We start from the raw sequence: 19,799 nt of genomic DNA on the forward strand, positions 1-19,799 counted from the left end.
GGGGCTGGGGCCATAATATCGGGGTCGGCGAGGTTAAACCATGATCGCGCCGCGCCGGCGACCGATCCCAAGTGCAGACCATGGAATCCGTCACCGGTTCAGAAGTTGATGAAGCGCCGATGGGTATGGATCGACATCAGCATGCCGAAACTGGCCAGCAGGGTGACGATCGAGGTACCGCCATAACTGACCAGCGGCAGCGGTACCCCCACCACCGGCAGCAGGCCGGACACCATGCCCACGTTGACAAACACGTAGATGAAAAAAGTCATGGTCAGCGCCGCCGCCAACAATCGGCTGAAAGTCTCCTGAGCTTGCCAGCTGATAAAAAAGCCTCGCCCGATGATCACCAGATAGACCGCCAGTAATAGCAGGAATCCGATCAGCCCGAACTCTTCACCAAGCACGGCGAGAATGAAATCGGTGTGGGACTCCGGCAGGAAATCCAGTCGCGACTGGGTGCCGTCCTGCCAGCCCTTGCCGCCGATGCCGCCGGAGCCGATGGCGGTCTTCGACTGGATGATGTTCCAGCCGGCCCCGCGTGGGTCCGCTTCCGGATTCAGAAAGGTATCCACCCGGGTGCGCTGGTAATCGTGCAGAACGAAGAAATACATTAGTGGCGCGGCCACCACCAGCACCAGCACCGCTAGTCCGATCAGCCGCCAGGACAGCCCCGCCATGAACAGAACCACCAGGCCGGCGGCGGCAATCAAAATGGCGGTGCCCAGATCCGGCTGCATGGCGATCAGGACCGTCGGCAGAAAGATGAGCACCAGTGATCCGAGCACATTGCGTTTTGACGGTGGCAGAGTACGGTCGCTGAAGAACCAGGCGACCATGGCCGGCACCGCCAGTTTCATCAGCTCCGCGGGTTGGAAACGGCCGATGCCGGGCAGGCTCAGCCAGCGCTGGGCGCCCTTGGCCTCGGTGCCTACCAGAATCACCAGTGCCAGCAGGACCAGGCCGACGCCGTACACCAGGGGAGCCCAGAAACGGAACGTCCTCGGCGGCAGTTGCGCCAACACCAGCATCACCAGCAAACCGCCACCGAAGCGGATGGCCTGGCGGATCACCGTGTCCAGGCTGCCGCCGCTGGCGCTGTAGAGGACCGCCAGGCCGCCCAGCATGGTCAGCAGAAGGGCCGCCAGCAGCGGGGGGTCCAGATGCAGACGTGTGGCCACCGGGGTGCGGAAGATGGCATGGCCACCGTTATCGGTGGTTCTGACAGGATCGACTTGACTCATGGGGCGGCCGTCCTGGTCGAGTGGGCGGTGGTATTGGCCGGTGTCGGCAACGCATTCTGTATGGGGGGACGCGCCAGAGGTTCCGGAACATTCAGGTTACCGTCCTGGTCCAGCAGCCAGGCATCCATCACCTGGCGGGCCACCGGGCCGGCCACGGAGCCGCCGTGGCGGCCGTTTTCCACCATCACCGCCACGGCGATGGCCGGGTTCTCCACCGGTGCGAAGGATACGATCAGGGCATGGTCGAGCATGCGTTCCGCCAATTCTTCCTCGTTATAGGTTTCTTCCTGGCCAACCGAAAACACCTGAGCGGTGCCGCTTTTGGCGCCCATATGGTAGCGGGCGTCCTTGGCCATGACACGGCCGGTGCCACGGTTGCTGTGGACCACGGCTTCCATGGCGTGTTTCATGCGCTCCCAGTTCCGAGGGTCCTTGAGCGCGATATCCGGCCGGCGCGGCGGATGGGTTTCATCGGCGGCCAGGGTGGGCACCACCTGGTGGCCATCGTTGGCCAGGATCGCCGTGGCCACCGCCAGTTGCAGCGGGGTGGTGAGCATGAACCCCTGGCCGATACTGGTATTGATGGTATCGCCGTGGAACCAGGGCGCGTTACGGGCGGCCCGTTTCCATTCCCGGGAAGGCATATTCCCTTCGGATTCGTTGAGCAGGTCGATGCCGGTGGCCTCGCCGATGGAGAAGCCGACCATGAAATCATGCATGCGATCGATACCGAGCCGGAACCCCATATCGTAGAAATAGGTGTCACAGGATTGCACCACCGCTTTTTCCATATCCACCTGACCATGCCCCCAGCGCTTCCAGTCCCGGTAGCGGTGCGGATTGCCCTCGAGGCTGAAATAGCCGGGATCGTAGATGGTCCTCTCCCAGTTGGTGACGCCGGCATCCAGGCCGGCCAGACCGAGCATGGGTTTCACCGTGGAGCCCGGTGGATAACGGCCCTGCAGGGCGCGGTTGAACAGCGGGTGATCGTGATCCTGCTGATAACGGGCATAGTCTTTGTGGGAAATGCCGGTGACGAACAGGTTGGGATCGAAACCGGGGCGGCTGACGAAGGCGAGCACGCTGCCGTCACGGGGATCAATGGCGACCACCGCGCCGCGCCGCTCGCCAAGCGCGTCATAGGCAGCCTGCTGTACTTTCAGATCCAGGGACAGGCGCAGATCGTCACCGGGTATCGGCGGCTGTTCTTCCAGAACGCGCAGGATCCGGCCGCGGGCGTTGGTTTCCACCTGACGATAGCCGACCTGGCCGTGCAGACGATGCTCGTAATAGCGTTCCACGCCGGTGCGGCCGTAATAATGAGTACCGCTGTAGTTGCGCTGCTCGGCCAGGGTCATGTTATCCAGATCCTCGGCACTGAGGCGGTTGACGTAACCGAGCGCATGGGAAAACAAATGGCTGTGAGGATAGTAGCGCACCGGCGAGGCCGTGACCCGGGCCCCGGGCAGCTCGTGTTGGTGCACCGCGATGCGGGCGATTTCCTCTTCGGTGAGGCGGCCACGCAGCGGGATCGGTTCCCACGGGCGGCGGGCGCTGGTGCGGCGCCGCTCGAACCGCTCCAGGTCATCGTCGGTCAGCGGGACCAACTGGCGGATGCGATTCAGGGTCTCGTTCAGGTCCGCGCTTTGTTCCACCGCCAGTTCCAGGGTGAAATCCGGTCGGTTCACCGCCAGGATTTCCCCGTTGCGGTCAGTGATCAGGCCACGCGGCGGTGACATTGCCTGAGTCAGTACCCGGTTGTTGTCGCTAAGAGTGGTGAACCGGCTGTGCTGGGCAATCTGCAGCCAGGCCATGCGCCCGACCAGTACCAGTGACAACACCAGCACCAGCGCCACCGCCACCAGCAGACGCAGGCTGAACAGACGGTGCTCGTGATGGTGGTCCTTGAGGGTCAGCGGTTGGCGCATGTGGATCCTGTGATCGGTTCCGCGCCCGGTCGCCGCGGCACGGTGATCGGAACGAAATGTGAATGTGGATCGCGCATGGCTGCCAGATTATCGGGTGGTTTTGCTCAGCGATGATAGGGGTGGCCGGCAAGCAGCGTCCAGCCGCGATACAGCTGTTCGGCGAGTAATACCCGTACCAGCGGATGCGGCAGCGTCAATGCCGACAGCGACCAGCGCTCGTCGGCGTCGGCGGACAACCTCGAACACAGGCCATCCGGACCTCCCACCAGCAGCGCCAGATCCTGCCCCAAATCCCGCAACTCGCCGAGACGTTGTGACAACATCGGCGTATCCACCGCTTTGCCGGTGACTTCCAGGGCCACTACGCGGGCGCCGGGCAGCTTCTCCAGCCGTTTGCGGATGGCCTCACCCTCGGCCCGCACCAAAGCGGCGACGTCGCCCTTGGCCCGTTTGGGCAGTGGGATTTCCTCCAGCAGCAGGCGCATGTCCGGGGGCAGCCGCTTCTGGTATTCCTGGAAGCCCTGCTCGACCCAGGCCGGCATACGAGTGCCGACGGCAAACAGATGGATGCGCATAGACTCTCCTGCGGCGCCCCCCTGACCCGGCCCTGAGTGATGCCGGCTCAGGCAAGTGGGACTGCGAAACGGCTCGCCGGTTCAGCCCGGATCCTTGTTGGCCGGCGTGCCGGTCCGTTCGGGATGGTGATCCGGATTCCGCCACAGACGTTCCAGATCGTAGAACTCGCGGGTGGCGGGCAGCATCAAGTGGACGATGACGTCACCGAGATCCACCAGGATCCACTCGGCGCCTTTTTCGCCTTCGGTGCCCAGCGGGCGATAACCGGCCTGTTTGGCCCGTTCCACCACGTTGTCCGCCAGTGCTTTGACGTGACGGTTGGAGGTGCCGCTGGCGATGACCATATCGTCCGCCACACTGGTGAGCTCGCGAACATCCAGGTGAGTGACGTTCCGTGCTTTCAGCTCTTCGAGCGCGTCGAGTGCCAGATCCAGCAGAGAGGTATCAGAACTCATGGGGCCTCATTGTTTCCATTGTATTGGCGTCGGTGTTGGTGGTGACGTCGATGTTTGTAGTGGCGTCGGTGTCGGAGCCGGGTTCGGTGATTCGGGGCGCCGCCGGGGCAGCGGATGTCCGCACATTATACAAACCATGGCGGCGGATATGCGCTTCCACCACCGGGGTCAGGGCACGGCATTGCCCCCGATGTTCCAGTGCCTCGCGGATGGCGGTGGCGGAAATGTCCATATGCGGATGCGTCAGCATCAGCCGGCGCCCCGCCGGAAGGGCCTGCAGCAGGCGTGGCCGGCCTCGCGGAAAGGCCTTTTCCACCGCCGGCAGCGGTGCCGGCGCGCCGGGGCGGGGCACCACCGCCAGATGGCACAGGGCGGCGAAGCGGCGCCAGCCATGCCATTGATGCAGGCTGGCGAAGCTGTCGGCGCCGATCATGAACACCAATGGCCGCCGCCGGCCAATAAGACGACGAAAGTGTTGCAACGTCAGATGAGTATAGGACGGGCCGGCCTGGCGTAACTCCCAATCATCCGCCTGCAGGGCCGGATGTCCGGCGCAGGCCAGGCGCACCATGGCCAGGCGCTCGCTGGCGTCCGCCAGGGGCTGGGGCCGGTGTGGCGGCACTGCATTGGGGAGCAAGCGCACCGGCGCGTTACCGAGCACCTGGGACACGGCCAGGGCGGCGCGCACATGAGCGCCATGAACCGGATCGAAGGTGCCACCGAAAAGAATGAGAGGCCGGACGCCGGACGCCGGACGCTGGACGCTAACCATGGAAACCTCCTGGTTTTAGCGTCTGGCGTCCAGCGTCTGGCGTCTGGCGATGAGGCTGGAGATTCAGAATCCGCTCCCGTTACTGGCGCACATGCCCGTCGCCCAGTACCACCCATTTTTGACTGGTCAGTCCTTCCAGACCCACCGGGCCCCGGGCATGGAGCTTATCGGTGGAAATGCCGATCTCCGCGCCAAGACCGTATTCAAAGCCGTCGGCGAAGCGGGTGGAAGCATTGACCATCACCGAGCTGGAATCCACTTCGGCGAGAAAGCGCCGTGCCCGGGTGTAGTTCTCGGTAATGATCGCCTCGCTGTGTTGGGAACTGTAGCGATGGATATGATCCATGGCCTGATCCAGATCATCGACGATGCGAATGGCCAGAATCGGTGCCAGATACTCTTCTTCCCAGTCACTTTCAGTGGCGGCGTTGATGTCTTTCAGCAGCGCCCGGGTGCGTTCGCAGCCACGCAACTCCACACCCTCTTCCCGGTACATCCGGGCCAGCTCCGGCAACACGGTGGCGGCGATATCCCGGTGCACCAGCAGCGTTTCCATGGTGTTGCAGGTGCCATAGCGCTGGGTCTTGGCGTTGTAGGCGACTTTGATCGCCTTGTCGGCATCGGCGTCCACATCGATGTAGGTGTGGCAGTTGCCGTCCAGATGCTTGATAACCGGCACCCGGGCTTCCCGGCTGATGCGCTCGATCAGGCCCTTGCCGCCACGGGGGACGATCACGTCCACATACTCGGGATGGGTGATCAACTCACCCACCGCGGCGCGGTCGGTGGTTTCCAGCACCTGTACCGCGGTTTCCGGCAGGCCGGCGGCGGCCAGACCCTGGCGCAGGCAGGCGGCGATGGCCTGATTGGAATCAATGGCTTCGGAGCCGCCACGCAGAATCGCCGCGTTGCCGGATTTCAGACACAGGGCCGCCGCGTCGATGGTGACGTTGGGACGGGATTCGTAAATGATGCCGATCACGCCCAGGGGCACGCGCATGCGGCCCACCTGGATGCCGGAGGGGCGATAGTTCAGATCGGTGATTTCCCCCACCGGATCGGCCAGCGCGATGACCTGCTCGAGCCCTTCCACCATGCCCTCGAAGCGCGCCGGGGTCAGTTCCAGGCGATCCAGCAAGGCCGCGTCCAGGCCATTGTCGCGGCCCCGTGCCAGGTCGCCCTGGTTGGCGGCGAGAATGGTGTCACGGTGCTCGCGCAACGCCCCGGCGATGGCCATCAGGGCGTTGTTCTTGTCACCGGCGCTGGCCCGGGCCATGGCCCGGGCGGCGTCGCGGGCGTGCTCGCCCACGTTGGCCATGTACTGCTGGATATCCATGTGTTCTGTCATGCCGTGTCGATCGGAAGCCCCATAGTATAGGTGCAGGACGACAGCGGCGAAACCGGCGCCGTCACGCCGGCCCGGTACGGGCTTCCAGGACCCGTACCATCGGGGTGCGGCGGGTGCGCGGAATGGGCAGCCGCTGGTAGTAATCCGCCGGGTCGTGAATATCGAGGCCCTGGAAACCGAGGGCGCGAAAATGGGCCCGGCTCTCCTCGTCGGAATCGAAATGGAAGCTGACCTGACTGCGGGACAGGACACCGAGCAGACCGCCCAGGGTTTTCAGGGTCCGCTGGAAACGGCGGTTGGCGTAGAGCGGATAATTGTCGGTGAGATAACGGCCATCGGGAAAGCCGGCCAGTGACGCCGCCAGCCGTTGCCAGAACGGGCTGATCGAGGTCAGCGAGAAATAATTGATCAGGCCTTCGGTGACCACCGCCACCGGCTTGTCCGGGTCGAAGCGGGCCAGCAGGGCGGGCACGCTGTCCTCGCCCTGCTCCAGCAGGATGTTCACCGTTTCCACCCGGTGCCGGTCACCAAGCGCCCCCAGCCGTGCCAGCAGCCGCCGTTTGCGCCGGGCCATGTCCGGCAGATCCGCCTCCACATAGGTGATGCCGGAGTGCTGCTGACGAAAGCGATGGCCGCGCGGGCTCAGACCACAGGCGATTTCCAGAATCTGCAAGTCCGGATAGCGTTGGATCAGTGACTGCAGGCGGGCGTCGATGAGGTAATGGCGTTGCAACAGGAAAGTGCGGATATTACCGCCGAGCAGCTGTTTGCCCGCCGCCTCGAAGGGCGTCATCGCATGGTATAGCAAGGCCCCGGCGGGGGTCTGGAAATCCGCCGAGGAAAGCCCGTTCCGAACCCACACCTGACCGGTGTAGAGGGCGGTGAAACTGATCGAAGAGGTGTCCAGACGCTGCGGCATAGTTCTTTCCTGGCGACGATTGAATCCGGTTCACGGACCCTAGCAGAGTGGCGGACTCCGAGCGGGCCAATCCGGCCAGACTTAAAGGCCTGGCGCCAGTTCCGGGAAATACCAGGACTCCGCGTGTTCAGGAATTTGCCAGCGCAGCGGGGAGCGATTGCTGGTTTCGCTCAACAAGCCGTCGTCGCGCAGTTGACTGAGCAGGCGTCGGGCATTGCGATCAGAGTGCTGCCCGGTTAGTTCCAAAGCTTCCGAGCGCTCCAGTTCCCCGGCCTGGAAGGCGGCGAACAGGACGCGGGCGGCGGCGGGTTTCAGCGGCTCCGGGCGGGTGGGGACTCGTCCATCATTGCGGGCTTGCACATAGCCTTGAATGCGTTGTTGCAGAGAGGGGAGCTTGAGCAGGTCACGGATGTAACCAACCTGATCCAGTGCTTGATCCAACATGTAGTCGCAAAACCCGATCAAGGCGGTCTCGGAAAGAGGGCCTCGGCCGTCCCGGGTTCCTTGTCTGGGTTGGTCCGCCTGATGTAACAACAGTTTGTAGCGATCCGCGCTACGAGCCAGCCCCCTGTTCAGACACCAGACGCCGACGCTGTCCAATCCGATCGCTTTCAGAGCCTGGTCCGTCCACAGCCGGGTTACGCGCCCATTGCCATCGAGAAAAGGGTGGATCCAGACCAGGCGGTGGTGAGCGGCCATCACGGCGATGATCTTGTTGGTGCCGGAATGGCGCCCGGGTTGGTAGGTGTCGAAGAAGCGGTCGAGCAACCCGGCAAGGTCCTCCGCGGCCGGAGGAATATGCTGGCCAACCTGAACGGTCCGCTGACGGTAGTGCCCGGGTTCAACGATTTCCTCTTCGCCGCTCTTTTCGTCGCGCACTATGCGACGACGTTCGGGAAGCTCCGCATAGAACCGCTCGTGAAGCCATCGCAGGATCGCGGGGGAAAAGGATTCTTCCACACTGGGGTGTCGTTCGGACAGGAGTTCCTGTGTCTGGACATGAGCAAGTGACTCCTGCTGCAGGTCTCGTGCTGCCGGATCCGTGCTGAAGTCGCCGCGCTGAGCCTGGCGTATTTCATAGGGGCGGGTCCGGTTGCCCTCAATGAGGTTGGAGTAATAGGAGTTGATCACCGCCATGTGGGCGCGGACTGTGGCGGCGGTTATCGGGTGAAGCTGTCCTGCCAGCCCCGCGGCCAGTCCCTTGAGATCCAATGCCTTGTCAGGCAGATCCGACTTTTCAAGCGCATCATGGCTGGGCAAGAAAGGGGCTAGATCCAGAATACTGGTTGTCATAGGGGCCGCCTTTGGCCGGTTTATTGGCCGGATCATATGGTCCCTTAGCCCGCGTAGTCAAAGAGTTTTTGCCGATTATTTCTATTTTTAAGGTGTGGTTATGGCCGGTTTGTTGGCCGGTTCCGTCAGGAACAGCATGGACGGCAGTCACGAGATGCCGGATCAAGTCCGGCACGACGCTTTCAGGCTTTGGGTTTGGCGTGTCGGCGTGTTGCGTGTAAGCGTGCCAGCGGTCGGCCTTACCTTTCCAGAATCGGCGGCAGAGGCTGGCCGGTAAGACGCAGCACCAGGCTGCCGAGGTGTTTCCAGGGATCGCCGGGAGCCATGCCCTTGACGGTGCGGTCGGCGCGGATCGCCAGGGCCTGGGCCTGATGCAACTGGCGCGGCCGCAGGCGCGAAGCCTGGGTCTCCATGGCGCGCATCCGGGCGGGGGGCATGCGTGGCGGGTTGCCGCCGGTGAGCAGGGCGTCCAGGCCGCGCAGGTGGCGGCTCAGGGCCCACAGGATCACCGGCGGTTCCACGCCCTCGGCCCGCAGTGTTCGCAGGATCCGCAGGGCGCGGGCGGGATCACCCTGGGCGGTGGCGTCGGTGAGATCGAAAGGCGTGTAACGGCTGGAATCGCCCACCGACTGTTGCACGGTTTCCGGTGTGATGTGGCCGTCCTCGGCCAGCAGGGCCAGTTTGTCCACCTCCTGGGCGGCGGCCAGCAGATTGCCTTCGCTGCGCTGGATCAGCAGTTCCAGGGCGTCTTCGTCCGCGTTGAGGCCACGGCTGGCCAGACGGTCCCGCAACCAGGGGTAGAGCTGGCGTCCTTCCACTGGCCAGATCTCGATGACCGCGCCGCAGCCATCCAGCGCTTTGATCCAGGCACTGCCCCAGTCCTTGCGGCGGTCCAGCCGTGAACAGCGGATCAGTAGCAGGGTGTCGGGGGACGGGGTGGCCATCAGGTCCCGCAGGATCTGGCTGCCGGCTTTGTCCGGGCGCTTGTCGTGGAGCACCACCTCGAGGATCCGGCGGCCGCCAAACAGGCTCAGGCTTTGCGCTTCGTTGAGCAGGGCATTCCAGTCGATGCCGGTGTCGGCGCTGAAACGTTGCCGCTCCTCGAAACCGCGCTGGCGGGCCGCGGCGCGCAAGGCATCAAGGGCCTCGTCCTGTTGCAGGGGCTCGTCGCCGGCCACCAGGTAGACCGGCAGCAGCTCTTCGCCCTTGAGGTGTTTGCCCAGTTGGTCCGCGCGCAGCCGCATGGCGGTCAGTCCTGTTGTACTTTGCGGGAAGCGTCCGCCAGCTGGTTGATCAGGCGGTAGACAATGTCGTCGTACAGGTCCTGGCGGATCATCTCTTCCTCATCGGAAGAGGCGGTGATGTTGTCCGGGTAGTAGGCCAGGTTACGCAGTGCCCTGATGTGGCGGGGCGGGTTGAGCGGCGCCTGGGTGTCGCGGTCGATCAACTGCCACACCAGCTCGTAATGCAGTTCCAGTTCGGCGATCCGCCCGCGCTCGTCCACCGCCGCCGTGCGCCGGTCCCAACGTTCGTCGATGACCTTGATCACGTAGGGCGACTCGTTGTGCAGCAGCACGCCCAGCGGCGTCAGTTCCCGTTCCAGGGTGTACCGCAACTGGGCCGCTCCGCCAGCCAGGGTCACGCTCTCGAACTGCGGCGTGTGGGTCTGGCCGCGTAGCTGCCAGCCGCTGCACGCTGTCAGCAGGAGCGTGGCGAGAACAAGCAACAGCGTGCGATGCGGGACGAGCGTCATGAAGATCTCCGTGAGCTGCCGGTCTTGAGTTGGCGACAAAGTCAGTTGGCGACCCTTAAGTTGGCAACCATTAGTTGGCAACAATATTAACCAGTTTGCCGGGCACCACGATGACCTTGCGCACGGTCTTGCCGTCGATGAACTTGCGCACGTTCTCTTCGGCCATGGCCAGCGCTTCCAGGGCAGCGTTGTCGGCGTCCGCCGGTGCTTCCAGTTTGGCGCGCACCTTGCCATTCACCTGCACCACCAGTTCCACACTGTCCTTGACCAGGGCGCTTTCGTCCACTTCGGGCCAAGTGGCGTCGATCACTGCGTCATCATGGCCCAGTGCCCGCCACAGCTGATGGGAGGCGTGGGGAATAATGGGTGACAGCAACAGTACCGCGGCTTCCAGTGCCTCCTGGCGGACCGCGCTGGCCTGCTCACCATCGGCGGCAAGGCGGCCGGTGTCGTTGATCAGTTCCATCACCGCGGCGATGGCGGTATTGAAGGTGTAACGGCGACTGAAGTCATCGCTGACCTTCTGAATGGTCTCATGGGTCTTGCGGCGCACGGCCTTGGCGTCGGCGCTCAGCGCGCTCGGATCCAGTGCCGGCGCGGCGCCGCCTTCGACATGCTCGGCGACCATCCGCCACAACCGCTTGATAAAGCGGTGGGCGCCTTCGACGCCGGCGTCGTTCCATTCCAGGGACTGCTCCGGCGGTGCCGCGAACATCATGAACAGCCGCACGGTGTCGGCGCCGTACTGCTCGATCATCTGTTGCGGGTCCACGGTGTTGCCCTTGGACTTGGACATCTTGGCGCCGTCCTTGAGCACCATGCCCTGGCACAACAGCCGCTTGAACGGCTCATCACTGTCGAGCAGGCCGGCGTCACGCATCAGCTTGTGGAAGAAGCGTGAGTACAGCAGGTGCAGAATAGCGTGTTCGATACCGCCCACGTACTGGTCCACAGGCAGCCAGTAATTGGCGGCGGCCGGGTCCAGCATGGCCTGGTCGTTCTGCGGGCAGCAGTAACGGGCGTAATACCAACTGGACTCCATGAAGGTGTCGAAGGTGTCGGTCTCACGCAGGGCGGGCTGACCATTCCAGGTGGTTTTGGCCCATTCGGGGTCCGCTTTGATGGGGCTCTTTACGCCATCCATTTCCACGTCGGTGGGCAGTTCCACCGGCAGTTGGTCTTCCGGGGCGGGGTGCAGCTCGCCGTCTTCGGTTTCCACCATGGGGATGGGGGCGCCCCAATAACGCTGACGGGACACGCCCCAGTCGCGCAGACGGTAGTTTACTTTTTTCTCGCCCAGGTTGCGTTCGTTCAACCAGGCGGCAATAGCGTCGAAGGCCTCGGCGGAGGTTTTGCCGCTGAACTCGGCGGAGTTCACCAGCCTGCCTTTTCCGGTGAAGGCTTCCTTTTCCAGATCAATCGCTTCACCGTTTGCCGGTTCGATCACCTGCTTGATGGGCAGGTCGTACTTGCGGGCAAACTCGAAATCGCGCTGATCGTGGGCGGGCACGGCCATGACGGCACCGGTGCCGTAGCTCATCAGGACGAAGTTGGCGACCCACACCGGCACTTGCTCACCGCTGATCGGATGAGTGGCGTGGAGACCGGTAAAGATGCCTTTCTTTTCCATGGTGGCCATGTCGGCTTCGGCCACCTTGTTATGCAGGCACTCCTCCACGAAGTCGGCCACTTGGTGGTTGGCGGCCGCCGCCTTTTTCGCCAGCGGGTGGGCCGCGGCCACGGCCACGTAGCTCACGCCCATCAGCGTGTCCGGGCGGGTGGTATAAACGCGCAGCGGCTCTTCACCGTCGATGGCGAAGGCCATCTCCACCCCTTCGGAGCGGCCGATCCAGTTGCGCTGCATGGTCTTGACCTGCTCCGGCCAGCCGTCCAGCTGGTCCAGATCACTGAGCAGTTCGTCGGCGTAGTCGGTGATCTTGATGAACCACTGGGGAATCTCTTTCTGTTCCACCAGGGCGCCGGAGCGCCAGCCCCGGCCATCGATGACCTGTTCGTTGGCCAGTACGGTCTGGTCTTCCGGGTCCCAGTTCACCGTGGACATCTTGCGGTACACCAGGCCCTTTTCGTACAGCCTGGTGAAAAACCATTGCTCCCAGCGATAGTATTCCGGGGTGCAGGTGGCCAGTTCCCGATCCCAGTCGTAGCCGAAGCCCAGACGTTTGAGCTGGCCCTTCATGTAGTCGATGTTCTCGAAGGTCCACTTGGCCGGGGCCACCTTGTTCTTGATGGCGGCGTTCTCGGCGGGCAGACCAAAAGCGTCCCAGCCCATCGGCTGCATCACGTTCTTGCCCTGCAAGCGCTGGTACCGGCTGATCACGTCGCCGATGGTGTAGTTGCGCACATGGCCCATGTGTAGTCGACCTGAGGGATAGGGGAACATGCTCAGGCAATAGAATTTTTCCTTGCCCGGTTGCTCGGTGACTTTGAAGGTCTCCTGATTTTCCCAGTATTCCTGGGCTTCCCGTTCTACCTGGTCAGGGCGATACTGTGCGTCCATCGGTTCTCTTAGTGCTTGGTTAGTGTTTGGTCAGTCGGTGTCTGTCAGTGTGTTGTCGCGTAAGTCATGGCGCACGGCCGACGGCGGTGCACGGGTCGGGCACATGCGGACACATGAAGGGAACATAGGATACATGAGCGGGGCGCGGGCAGACAGCGAATGGACGAGGTAATGATTCTGGGCATGGTGGCGCTGGTGATGGCCGGTGCCACCCTGCCGGCGGTGGTCGCTCTGTTTTACCCGCCGGTGCCGCCGCGGCGTGGCTCGTCGCCGCCGCGGGCGGTGGTGGTGCTGGGGGCAGGCCGGCGCCGTGATGGCGATGGTTACCGTCTCAACACGCTGGGCCTGAAGCGGTTGCGGGTGGCGCTGGAACTGGCCCGCGAGCGGCAATTGCCATTATTGCTTTGCGGTGGCGCCCCCGGCGCCGAGCCGCTGCTTGCGGAGCAATCCGAGGCCGCGCTGATGGCCGAGGTGGTGCGCCGGGCCTGGCCGGATGCGCCCCTGATGCTGGAAGCGGAGAGCCGCAATACCTGGGAAAACGCGGTGATGGCGGCCCGGGTTCTGCGTCTTCGCGGTATCGAGAGTCTGGTGCTGGTCACTGACCAGGCCCATCTGTGCCGGGCCACGCTTTGTTTTCAAGCCCAGCGCCTTGAGGTGACACCCCATGCGGTGATTTCCCTGCCACGCCGCCCCTGGATGCCTTCCGCCGGGGCATTGTCACAGATGCCGTTGATCTGGCGCGAATGGCTGGCGCTGATCTGGTATCACTGCAAATACCCGTTGTGATAATCGCGGTAAAAACAGCTTCCCTCAGACCGCACTTCGAAGCTCCTACAGCGGCTAACGGGGTAAAGGTTTACCAGATGGTCCTCACCAGCACATAGCTGAGCAGGGTCACCACCACGATGCCCACCAGGTTCAGGAAGAAGCCGGCGCGGATCATGTCGCCGATGCGCAGATGGCCGGTGCCGAAAACGATGGCGTTGGGTGGCGTCGCCACCGGCATCATGAAGGCGCAACTGGCGGCGATGGCGGCGGGAATCGCCAGCAGTTCCGGTGACATGCCCTGGGATACCGCCAGGGCGCCAAGCAGTGGCAGAAAAGCGGCGGCGGTGGCGGTGTTGGAGGTCACCTCGGTGAGGAAGATGATCACCATCACCACCATGCCGATCAACAGGATCAACGGCAGGAAGCCAAGCGCGCCCATGCCCTGGGCGATCCAGTCGGCGAGGCCGGTGGCGCGGATCTGGGCGGCCAGGGACAGACCGCCGCCGAACAGCAGCAGCACGCCCCAGGGCAGCTTGCCGGCGTGGCCCCAGCTCATCAGGAAATCCCGGTTTTTGATGCTCACCGGCACCAGGAACAAGGCGATGGCCGCCGCCATGGCAATGCTGGTGTCGTTGATTCCCAGCACGATTTTGGCGATCAGGGGCTGGAATACCCAGGCGAAGGCGGCGCACACAAACACTACCGCGACCCCTTTCTCGCCCCGGGACAACGGCCCCATCGCCTTGAGTTCGTCGTTGATCAGGGCGTCGCTGTCGGCCAGCTTTTCCGCTTTGCGCAGGCCGCCCCGAGTCAGCCACAGCCAGGTGACGCCCAGCATCACCACCGACACCGGCACCCCTACCAGCATCCATTGTCCGAAGCCGATGTGGATGTCGTAGTTGTCCTTCAGAAAGGCAATCAACAGCGCGTTGGGCGGCGTGCCGATCAGGGTGGCGATGCCGCCGATGCTGGCGGCGTAGGCGATACCCAGCAGCAATCCGGTGGAGAGACGCTCGCTGTGCGGGTTGTCATCGCCGAGCAAAGTGATCACCGACATGCCGATGGGCAGCATCATGATCGAGGTGGCGGTGTTGCTGACCCACATGCTGAGGAAGGCGGTGGCGAGCATGAAACCACCCACCTGGTAAGCGGGCTGGCTGCCGACGGCGCGCAATGTCATCAAAGCGATACGCTTGTGCAGATTCCAGCGTTCCATGGCCAGCCCCAGCATGAAGCCGCCGAGAAAAAGAAAAATCGCCGGATTGGCGTAGGGCGCGGACGCCTTGTCCACGGTGCTGATGCCCAGCGCCGGAGCCATTAGAATCGGCAACAGCGACGTGACCGGGATCGGGATTGCCTCGGTGGACCACCAGGTGGCCATTAACAAGGTCAGGCCCACGGTGCGCCAACCCGCTTCACTCAAGGTGCCGGGCGGATCGGTCAGCAGGCAGGCCAGCAGCAATAGAGGTCCGAGGAACAGGCCGATCCAGGCGGCGAGATCGGTGTCTTTCTTGATTTCGGCCTGGTGCCGGGCAGCGTCGGTCATTGACGACTCCTGAGGCGCATAACGAAAAACAAACAAGTGTGCCCTCGGATCCGGGCGTGGGAAATTAGACTTATCGCTAGCGCGGCGGGGCGAGACTCGCCGGATCCAGAGCCCGCAGGGCGTCGAAATGAGTCAGAAAGATCCGGCCGTGCAGGTGTTCCGGGAACGGTGAACGGCGCAAGCGATCCATCACCGGTCCCTTGACCTCGGATAAATGCAGCGTGACGCCGGCGTCTCCCAGCCGTTGATTGAGACTCTCCAGGCTGTCCAGGGCGCTGGCGTCGATCTGATTCACCGCCGAGCACAACAGCACCACATGGCGGATTTGTGGCCGCTGCATGACGCAGTCGTAGATCTGATCTTGCAGATGGCGGGCGTTGGCGAAGTAAAGGGATTCGTCCACCCGCAGCGACAGCACGGTGGCGGAGACCAGCACCTGATGCCGTTGCACATTGCGGAAATGCTCGGTGCCGGGCACCTGGCCCAGTTCCGCCACATGGGGCTGGCCGGTGCGCCACAGAAACAGCACCAGCGACGATAGCACCCCGGCGATCACGCCCACCTCCACGCCCATCAGCAACACGCCGGCTATGGTCACGGCCATGGCCAGGCCGTCCGCGCGGGCGTAGCGCCAGGTGCGGACCAGGGCGCCGAGATCCACCAGGCTGAGCACGGCGACCATGATGGTGGCGGCCAGTGTGGCCTTCGGCAGGGACTGGAACCAGGGTGTGAAGAACAGCGCGGTCAAGGCGATCCCCACGGCGGTGAGAATGCCGGCCAGGGGGCTGCGGGCGCCGGCATCGAAATTCACCACCGAACGGGAGAAGCCGCCGGTAACCGGGAAGCCGCCGCTGACCGCCGAGGCCAGGTTGGCCATGCCCAGACCGGTCAGCTCCGCATTGCTGTCGATGCGTTGCCGGCGTTTGGCGGCCAGGGTCTGGGCCACCGACACCGACTCGACGAAGCCGATCAGGCTGATCAGCAAAGCCGGTAACAGCAGAGCCCGCCACAGTTCGGCATCGAAAGCAGGCAGACTCAGGGCCGGCAGGCCGCCGGGAATGGCTCCCACCGTGGCCACCCCGGCCCGCCGCAGATCCAGGCCTTCCACCGCCAGGGTGGTGAGGATCACCGCCAGTACCGGCGCCGCTTTGCTGACAAGATCCGCCGCCGATGCGGAAAGACGAGTGCGGGCGAGAAGGGATTTCAAACCTGAGCGGGCCCAGAACAAGAACGCCAGAGTGAGCAGGCCCAGGATCACCGTGGTCCATTGAATCCGGCCGGTTTGCGCCAGCAGGGAAGCGCCCAGGGCCCACAGCGTGTCACCGTGCAGAGGAATCCCCAGCAGATGTTTAAGCTGGCTGGCGGCGATCAGCAGGCCGGAAGCGGAAATAAAACCGCCGATCACCGAATGGCTGAGCAGATTCGCCACCCAGCCGAGACGCAGCAGGCCCATGCCGACCAGCATGAGTCCGGAGAGTAGGGCCAGCACCGTGGTGGCGAGCAGGAAAGTAGCGCTGTCGCCGCCGGCCACCTGGCCGGCCGCCGCCGCGGTCATCAGAGAGATCACCGCCACCGGCCCCACGGCCAGGGTGCGGCTGGAACCGAACAGCGCATAGGCCACCAGCGGCAGTATGCTGGCATAGAGGCCCATCTGGGCCGGAACGCCGGCCAGCAGCGCGTAGGCCAGGCTCTGCGGGATCAGCATGAGGGTGACGATCACCGCCGCCAGACCGTCGGCGCTGAGATCCCGGCGCTGATAATCCGCCAGCCAGCGTGACGCCGGCAGCCAGGACGGCAGCGGCAGGCGACGGCGAGGGGAGGCCGGACTCACCGCTGGTGAGTCCGGTGGGGGAACAGGCTCATTTGGCTGGACCGGTGAGCCATTCGTGGCCTTTCAACATCAGATCGAAATAGATACGTGGCATGGCCTTGGCCTTGAGCCACCAATACAACGAGCGGGCCTGGGTGGGCGCCAGCGGAAAGGTGGGTTGCAGCACGCCCTGGTAACCGAATTCCGCCAGGATCACCTTGCCTTTCTCCACCGTCAGCGGGCAGGCGCCGTAGCCATCATAGGCGGCGGAGGGGGGGCGGCCATCGAGTACCGACAGCAGATTTTCCGCCAGTACCGGCGCCTGCTTCCGTATCGCCGCGGCGGTTTTGGCGTTGCTGGTGCCGGCCACGTCGCCGAGCGCGAAGACGTTGGCGAAGCGCGGATGTTGCAGGCTGGCCGGATCCAGATCGACCCAGCCGGCGCTGTTGGCCAGCGGGCTGTCGGCGACAAACGCCGGGGCTTTTTGCGGCGGCGTTACGTGCAGCAGATCAAAGCTTTCTTCCCGCTCCCGCGCGTTGCCGTCCTGATCCCTGTCCACGAACCAGGCTTTGCGATGGCCCGCGTCCACCGCTTGCAGAGTGCTGCGGAAGTTCAGGGTGGCGTTATAACGGCGTATGTATTCCATCAGCGGCGGCACGAAGTCGGCAACGCCGAACAGGGCCTCTCCGGCATTGTGGAAGTGCACGTCGATGTTCTTCAGCACACCGCGTTGCTCCCAGTGATGACAGGACAGGTACAGGGCTTTCTGTGGCGCGCCGGCGCATTTGATCGGCATTGGCGGTTGCGTGAACAGGGCGCGGCCGTGTTTCAGGTTCTGTACGCATTCCCAAGTATAGGGCGCGTGCTCGAACAGATAATTACTGGTCACGCCGTTGTGACCGAGGCTGTCGCGCAGGCCTTCCACCGCGTCCAGATTCAGTTCCAGCCCTGGGGCGACGATCAGCGCGCGATAGCCGAGGCGATCACCGTCATCCAGGATCACCTGGTTGCGCTCCGGATCGAAACCGGCGACCCGGGCCCGGATCCACTTGCTGCCCCGAGGCATCACCTGGGTCATCGGCCGGGCGGTGTCGCGGCGGCGGAAGGCGCCGGCTCCCACCAGAGTCCAGGCGGGTTGGTAATAGTGCGTGTCGCGGGGCTCCACCACCGCCACGTTCAGGGACGGACGCCGCTTCAGCAGGCTGGCGGCGGCGGCCAGACCACCGGCGCCACCGCCGATGATCAGTACGTCCCAATCGTTGGCCGGCGAGCGGCGTGAGGCGTCGGTGCTTTGCCCCTGCTGCCAGCGCTGTTCCAGGCGAGGACGCTGTTTTTCCAGGTCGTAACCGGCGGTGGAAGTGGTGGCGAGAACCGTTTGCGGATCCAGCTGTGAGGATTGCGACAATGCCCACAGCGTACTGGAACGGTTGCCGGTGCGGCAGAAAGCCATGACCGGGGCGCGGTTGTCCGCCAGCAGTTGCCCGAAGCGCTGGATCTGATCATCGCTGATCTCGCCGGGGGTGATCGGCAGATAGTGATATCGCAGGCCGGCTTCGGCGGCGGCTCCGGCCAGCGCCTCGCTGGTCGGCTGGTCCTCGCCTTCGCCGTCCGGGCGATTGTTGATGACGGTATGAAAACCGGCTTCGGCCAGGGCTTTCATGTCCTCGGGCTGCAACTGACCGGCCACCGAAATGGCCGGGGTCAGAGTCTTGTAGTCGTTCATTGCGCTCCCGTTGGTTCAAATCGAATTCAGTGGAATCTTCAGATAGTGGACGCCGTTGTCCTCCGCCGGGGGCAGATGGCCGGCGCGCATGTTGACCTGTACCGACGGCAGGATCAGGCGCGGCATATCCAGTCCGGCATCGCGTTTTTCGCGCATGGCGACGAATTGCTCTTCGTCGACACCGTCGTGAACATGAATGTTGGCGCGCCGTTGCTCCTCCACCGTGGTTTCCCAATGATACTGGTCGCGTCCTTCCGGCAGGTAATCGTGGCACAAAAACATGCGGGTGGAGCCGGGCAGGGCGAGAAGTTTGCGAACCGAGCGATAAAGGGTGCGGGCATCGCCGCCGGGGAAGTCACAGCGGGCGGTGCCGTAGTCGGGCATGAACAGGGTGTCGCCGACGAACACCGCGTCGCCGATCAGGTGGCTCATACAGGCCGGAGTGTGGCCCGGAGTGTGCAACGCCACGGCCTCCAGATTACCGACCCGATAGTGTTCGCCGTCTTCGAACAGATGGTCGAACTGGCTGCCGTCACGGGCGAATTCGGAACCGGCGTTGAAGATTTTGCCGAAGGTGCTCTGTACCGTTTGGATATGGGAACCGATGGCGAGCTGACCGCCCACCTGTTGCTGAATCCAGGGCGCCGCCGACAGATGATCGGCGTGGACGTGGGTCTCCAACAGCCATTCCACGATGAGATCGTGCTTGCGAACGTAATCCACCAGCCGCTGGGCGCTGTGGTATCGGGTGCGCCCGGCGGCCGGATCGTAGTCCAGTACCGAATCCACCACCGCGCAGTGGCGGGTGTCGGGGTCGATCACCACGTAACTGACGGTGTTGGTATCGGTGTCGAAGAAGCTTTCCACTTGCGGACCGGCCATGACCCTATCCATCCAAAACGTTGCGGGATGGCGTTGTTATAGGGGGCGAACAAAGAAAAGTCAAATTGGTTATATGGTTATTCGATAAAGGAATATGTGGGGGGTTCGCATCCACGCTTACACGCAACACGCTAGCACGCTAAACCCGAAGCCTGATCGTCGGCAGAGAATAGCATGCGATCGTGTTTGCGACCGACGATGACTGACTTCCCGAACAATCAGCCCTTTCCGTCTCGCTACTGGGTCGGCAAGCATGGCGTGTAA

The 19,799-nt window shown here is 63.6% G+C and carries 16 protein-coding genes; 1 reads left to right on the forward strand and 15 read right to left on the reverse strand.

The features are described 5' to 3' along the window. Positions 1 to 98: 98 nt before the first annotated feature. The 11 genes from rodA to leuS form a co-directional block, all read right to left on the reverse strand. Complete coding sequence (gene rodA / locus MA04_RS02780) at positions 99 to 1,244, reverse strand: rod shape-determining protein RodA (RefSeq protein ID WP_205475339.1); 1,146 nt, start codon at positions 1,242 to 1,244, stop codon at positions 99 to 101. After that, the gene (gene mrdA / locus MA04_RS02785) at positions 1,241 to 3,172 is read right to left on the reverse strand and encodes a penicillin-binding protein 2 (RefSeq protein ID WP_262459375.1); all 1,932 of its coding nucleotides are present in this window, start codon (positions 3,170 to 3,172) and stop codon (positions 1,241 to 1,243) included. Before mrdA ends, rodA begins: the two co-directional genes overlap by 4 nt. Positions 3,173 to 3,276: 104 nt before the next feature. Continuing rightward, positions 3,277 to 3,747, reverse strand: coding sequence for a 23S rRNA (pseudouridine(1915)-N(3))-methyltransferase RlmH (gene rlmH, locus MA04_RS02790; protein WP_262459376.1), 471 nt, complete (start codon positions 3,745 to 3,747; stop codon positions 3,277 to 3,279). 81 nt (positions 3,748 to 3,828) lie between these two features. Continuing rightward, positions 3,829 to 4,203 carry a ribosome silencing factor gene (gene rsfS / locus MA04_RS02795; protein ID WP_163122238.1) on the reverse strand — a complete coding sequence of 125 codons (375 nt, stop codon included), beginning with the start codon at positions 4,201 to 4,203 and terminating at the stop codon, positions 3,829 to 3,831. Beyond that, entirely contained in the window at positions 4,193 to 4,975 is a 783-nt protein-coding gene (gene nadD, locus MA04_RS02800) for a nicotinate-nucleotide adenylyltransferase (protein WP_163122235.1), read from the reverse strand. The genes rsfS and nadD overlap by 11 nt, the downstream gene beginning before the upstream one ends. A gap of 79 nt (positions 4,976 to 5,054) precedes the next feature. Beyond that, positions 5,055 to 6,311: a glutamate-5-semialdehyde dehydrogenase gene (locus MA04_RS02805; protein ID WP_022996038.1), complete on the reverse strand. Its 1,257-nt coding sequence runs from the start codon at positions 6,309 to 6,311 to the stop codon at positions 5,055 to 5,057. Between the two features lie 73 nt (positions 6,312 to 6,384). Beyond that, on the reverse strand, positions 6,385 to 7,242 hold the full coding sequence (locus MA04_RS02810) for a class I SAM-dependent methyltransferase (protein ID WP_262459377.1): 858 nt from the start codon (positions 7,240 to 7,242) through the stop codon (positions 6,385 to 6,387). A gap of 81 nt (positions 7,243 to 7,323) precedes the next feature. Beyond that, positions 7,324 to 8,535, reverse strand: a complete 1,212-nt coding sequence (locus tag MA04_RS02815; protein WP_262459378.1) for a Fic family protein — start codon at positions 8,533 to 8,535, stop codon at positions 7,324 to 7,326. A 239-nt stretch (positions 8,536 to 8,774) separates the two neighbouring features. After that, positions 8,775 to 9,779, reverse strand: a complete 1,005-nt coding sequence (holA, locus tag MA04_RS02820) for a DNA polymerase III subunit delta (protein ID WP_163122225.1) — start codon at positions 9,777 to 9,779, stop codon at positions 8,775 to 8,777. Positions 9,780 to 9,784: 5 nt separating this feature from the next. Then, positions 9,785 to 10,288, reverse strand: a complete 504-nt coding sequence (locus MA04_RS02825; protein WP_163122222.1) for an LPS-assembly lipoprotein LptE — start codon at positions 10,286 to 10,288, stop codon at positions 9,785 to 9,787. Between the two features lie 70 nt (positions 10,289 to 10,358). Then, positions 10,359 to 12,806, reverse strand: coding sequence for a leucine--tRNA ligase (leuS, locus tag MA04_RS02830; protein ID WP_262459379.1), 2,448 nt, complete (start codon positions 12,804 to 12,806; stop codon positions 10,359 to 10,361). Between the two features lie 159 nt (positions 12,807 to 12,965). Here leuS and MA04_RS02835 point away from each other — a divergent pair, with 159 nt between their 5' ends. Next, positions 12,966 to 13,592: a YdcF family protein gene (locus tag MA04_RS02835; protein ID WP_163122218.1), complete on the forward strand. Its 627-nt coding sequence runs from the start codon at positions 12,966 to 12,968 to the stop codon at positions 13,590 to 13,592. Positions 13,593 to 13,662: 70 nt separating this feature from the next. On the opposite strand, the gene MA04_RS02840 is transcribed toward MA04_RS02835, so the two are convergent. The 4 genes from MA04_RS02840 to MA04_RS02855 form a co-directional block, all read right to left on the reverse strand. After that, positions 13,663 to 15,120, reverse strand: coding sequence for an SLC13 family permease (locus MA04_RS02840; RefSeq protein WP_262459380.1), 1,458 nt, complete (start codon positions 15,118 to 15,120; stop codon positions 13,663 to 13,665). Between the two features lie 76 nt (positions 15,121 to 15,196). Continuing rightward, a complete protein-coding gene (locus MA04_RS02845; protein WP_262459381.1) occupies positions 15,197 to 16,951 on the reverse strand; it encodes a SulP family inorganic anion transporter in 1,755 nt (584 codons plus the stop codon). 28 nt (positions 16,952 to 16,979) lie between these two features. Continuing rightward, positions 16,980 to 18,653, reverse strand: a complete 1,674-nt coding sequence (locus MA04_RS02850; RefSeq protein ID WP_262459382.1) for a bifunctional protein tyrosine phosphatase family protein/NAD(P)/FAD-dependent oxidoreductase — start codon at positions 18,651 to 18,653, stop codon at positions 16,980 to 16,982. 15 nt (positions 18,654 to 18,668) lie between these two features. Beyond that, positions 18,669 to 19,535 carry an MBL fold metallo-hydrolase gene (locus MA04_RS02855; protein WP_262459383.1) on the reverse strand — a complete coding sequence of 289 codons (867 nt, stop codon included), beginning with the start codon at positions 19,533 to 19,535 and terminating at the stop codon, positions 18,669 to 18,671. Positions 19,536 to 19,799 lie beyond the last annotated feature (264 nt).

It is taken from the genome of Alloalcanivorax balearicus MACL04, assembly GCF_025532145.1.
In the GTDB taxonomy this organism is placed as follows: Bacteria; Pseudomonadota; Gammaproteobacteria; order Pseudomonadales; family Alcanivoracaceae; genus Alloalcanivorax; species Alloalcanivorax balearicus.

Excerpts from the sequence above, each read along its gene's own strand:
- rodA (WP_205475339.1), bottom strand. The coding sequence starts at position 1,244 with ATGAGTCAAGTCGATCCTGTCAGAACCACCGATAACGGTGGCCATGCC.
- mrdA (WP_262459375.1), bottom strand. The coding sequence starts at position 3,172 with ATGCGCCAACCGCTGACCCTCAAGGACCACCATCACGAGCACCGTCTG.
- rlmH (WP_262459376.1), bottom strand. The coding sequence starts at position 3,747 with ATGCGCATCCATCTGTTTGCCGTCGGCACTCGTATGCCGGCCTGGGTC.
- rsfS (WP_163122238.1), bottom strand. The coding sequence starts at position 4,203 with ATGAGTTCTGATACCTCTCTGCTGGATCTGGCACTCGACGCGCTCGAA.
- nadD (WP_163122235.1), bottom strand. The coding sequence starts at position 4,975 with ATGGTTAGCGTCCAGCGTCCGGCGTCCGGCGTCCGGCCTCTCATTCTT.
- MA04_RS02805 (WP_022996038.1), bottom strand. The coding sequence starts at position 6,311 with ATGGATATCCAGCAGTACATGGCCAACGTGGGCGAGCACGCCCGCGAC.
- MA04_RS02810 (WP_262459377.1), bottom strand. The coding sequence starts at position 7,242 with ATGCCGCAGCGTCTGGACACCTCTTCGATCAGTTTCACCGCCCTCTAC.
- MA04_RS02815 (WP_262459378.1), bottom strand. The coding sequence starts at position 8,535 with ATGACAACCAGTATTCTGGATCTAGCCCCTTTCTTGCCCAGCCATGAT.
- holA (WP_163122225.1), bottom strand. The coding sequence starts at position 9,779 with ATGCGGCTGCGCGCGGACCAACTGGGCAAACACCTCAAGGGCGAAGAG.
- MA04_RS02825 (WP_163122222.1), bottom strand. The coding sequence starts at position 10,288 with ATGACGCTCGTCCCGCATCGCACGCTGTTGCTTGTTCTCGCCACGCTC.
- leuS (WP_262459379.1), bottom strand. The coding sequence starts at position 12,806 with ATGGACGCACAGTATCGCCCTGACCAGGTAGAACGGGAAGCCCAGGAA.
- MA04_RS02835 (WP_163122218.1), top strand. The coding sequence starts at position 12,966 with ATGGACGAGGTAATGATTCTGGGCATGGTGGCGCTGGTGATGGCCGGT.
- MA04_RS02840 (WP_262459380.1), bottom strand. The coding sequence starts at position 15,120 with ATGACCGACGCTGCCCGGCACCAGGCCGAAATCAAGAAAGACACCGAT.
- MA04_RS02850 (WP_262459382.1), bottom strand. The coding sequence starts at position 18,653 with ATGAACGACTACAAGACTCTGACCCCGGCCATTTCGGTGGCCGGTCAG.
- MA04_RS02855 (WP_262459383.1), bottom strand. The coding sequence starts at position 19,535 with ATGGCCGGTCCGCAAGTGGAAAGCTTCTTCGACACCGATACCAACACC.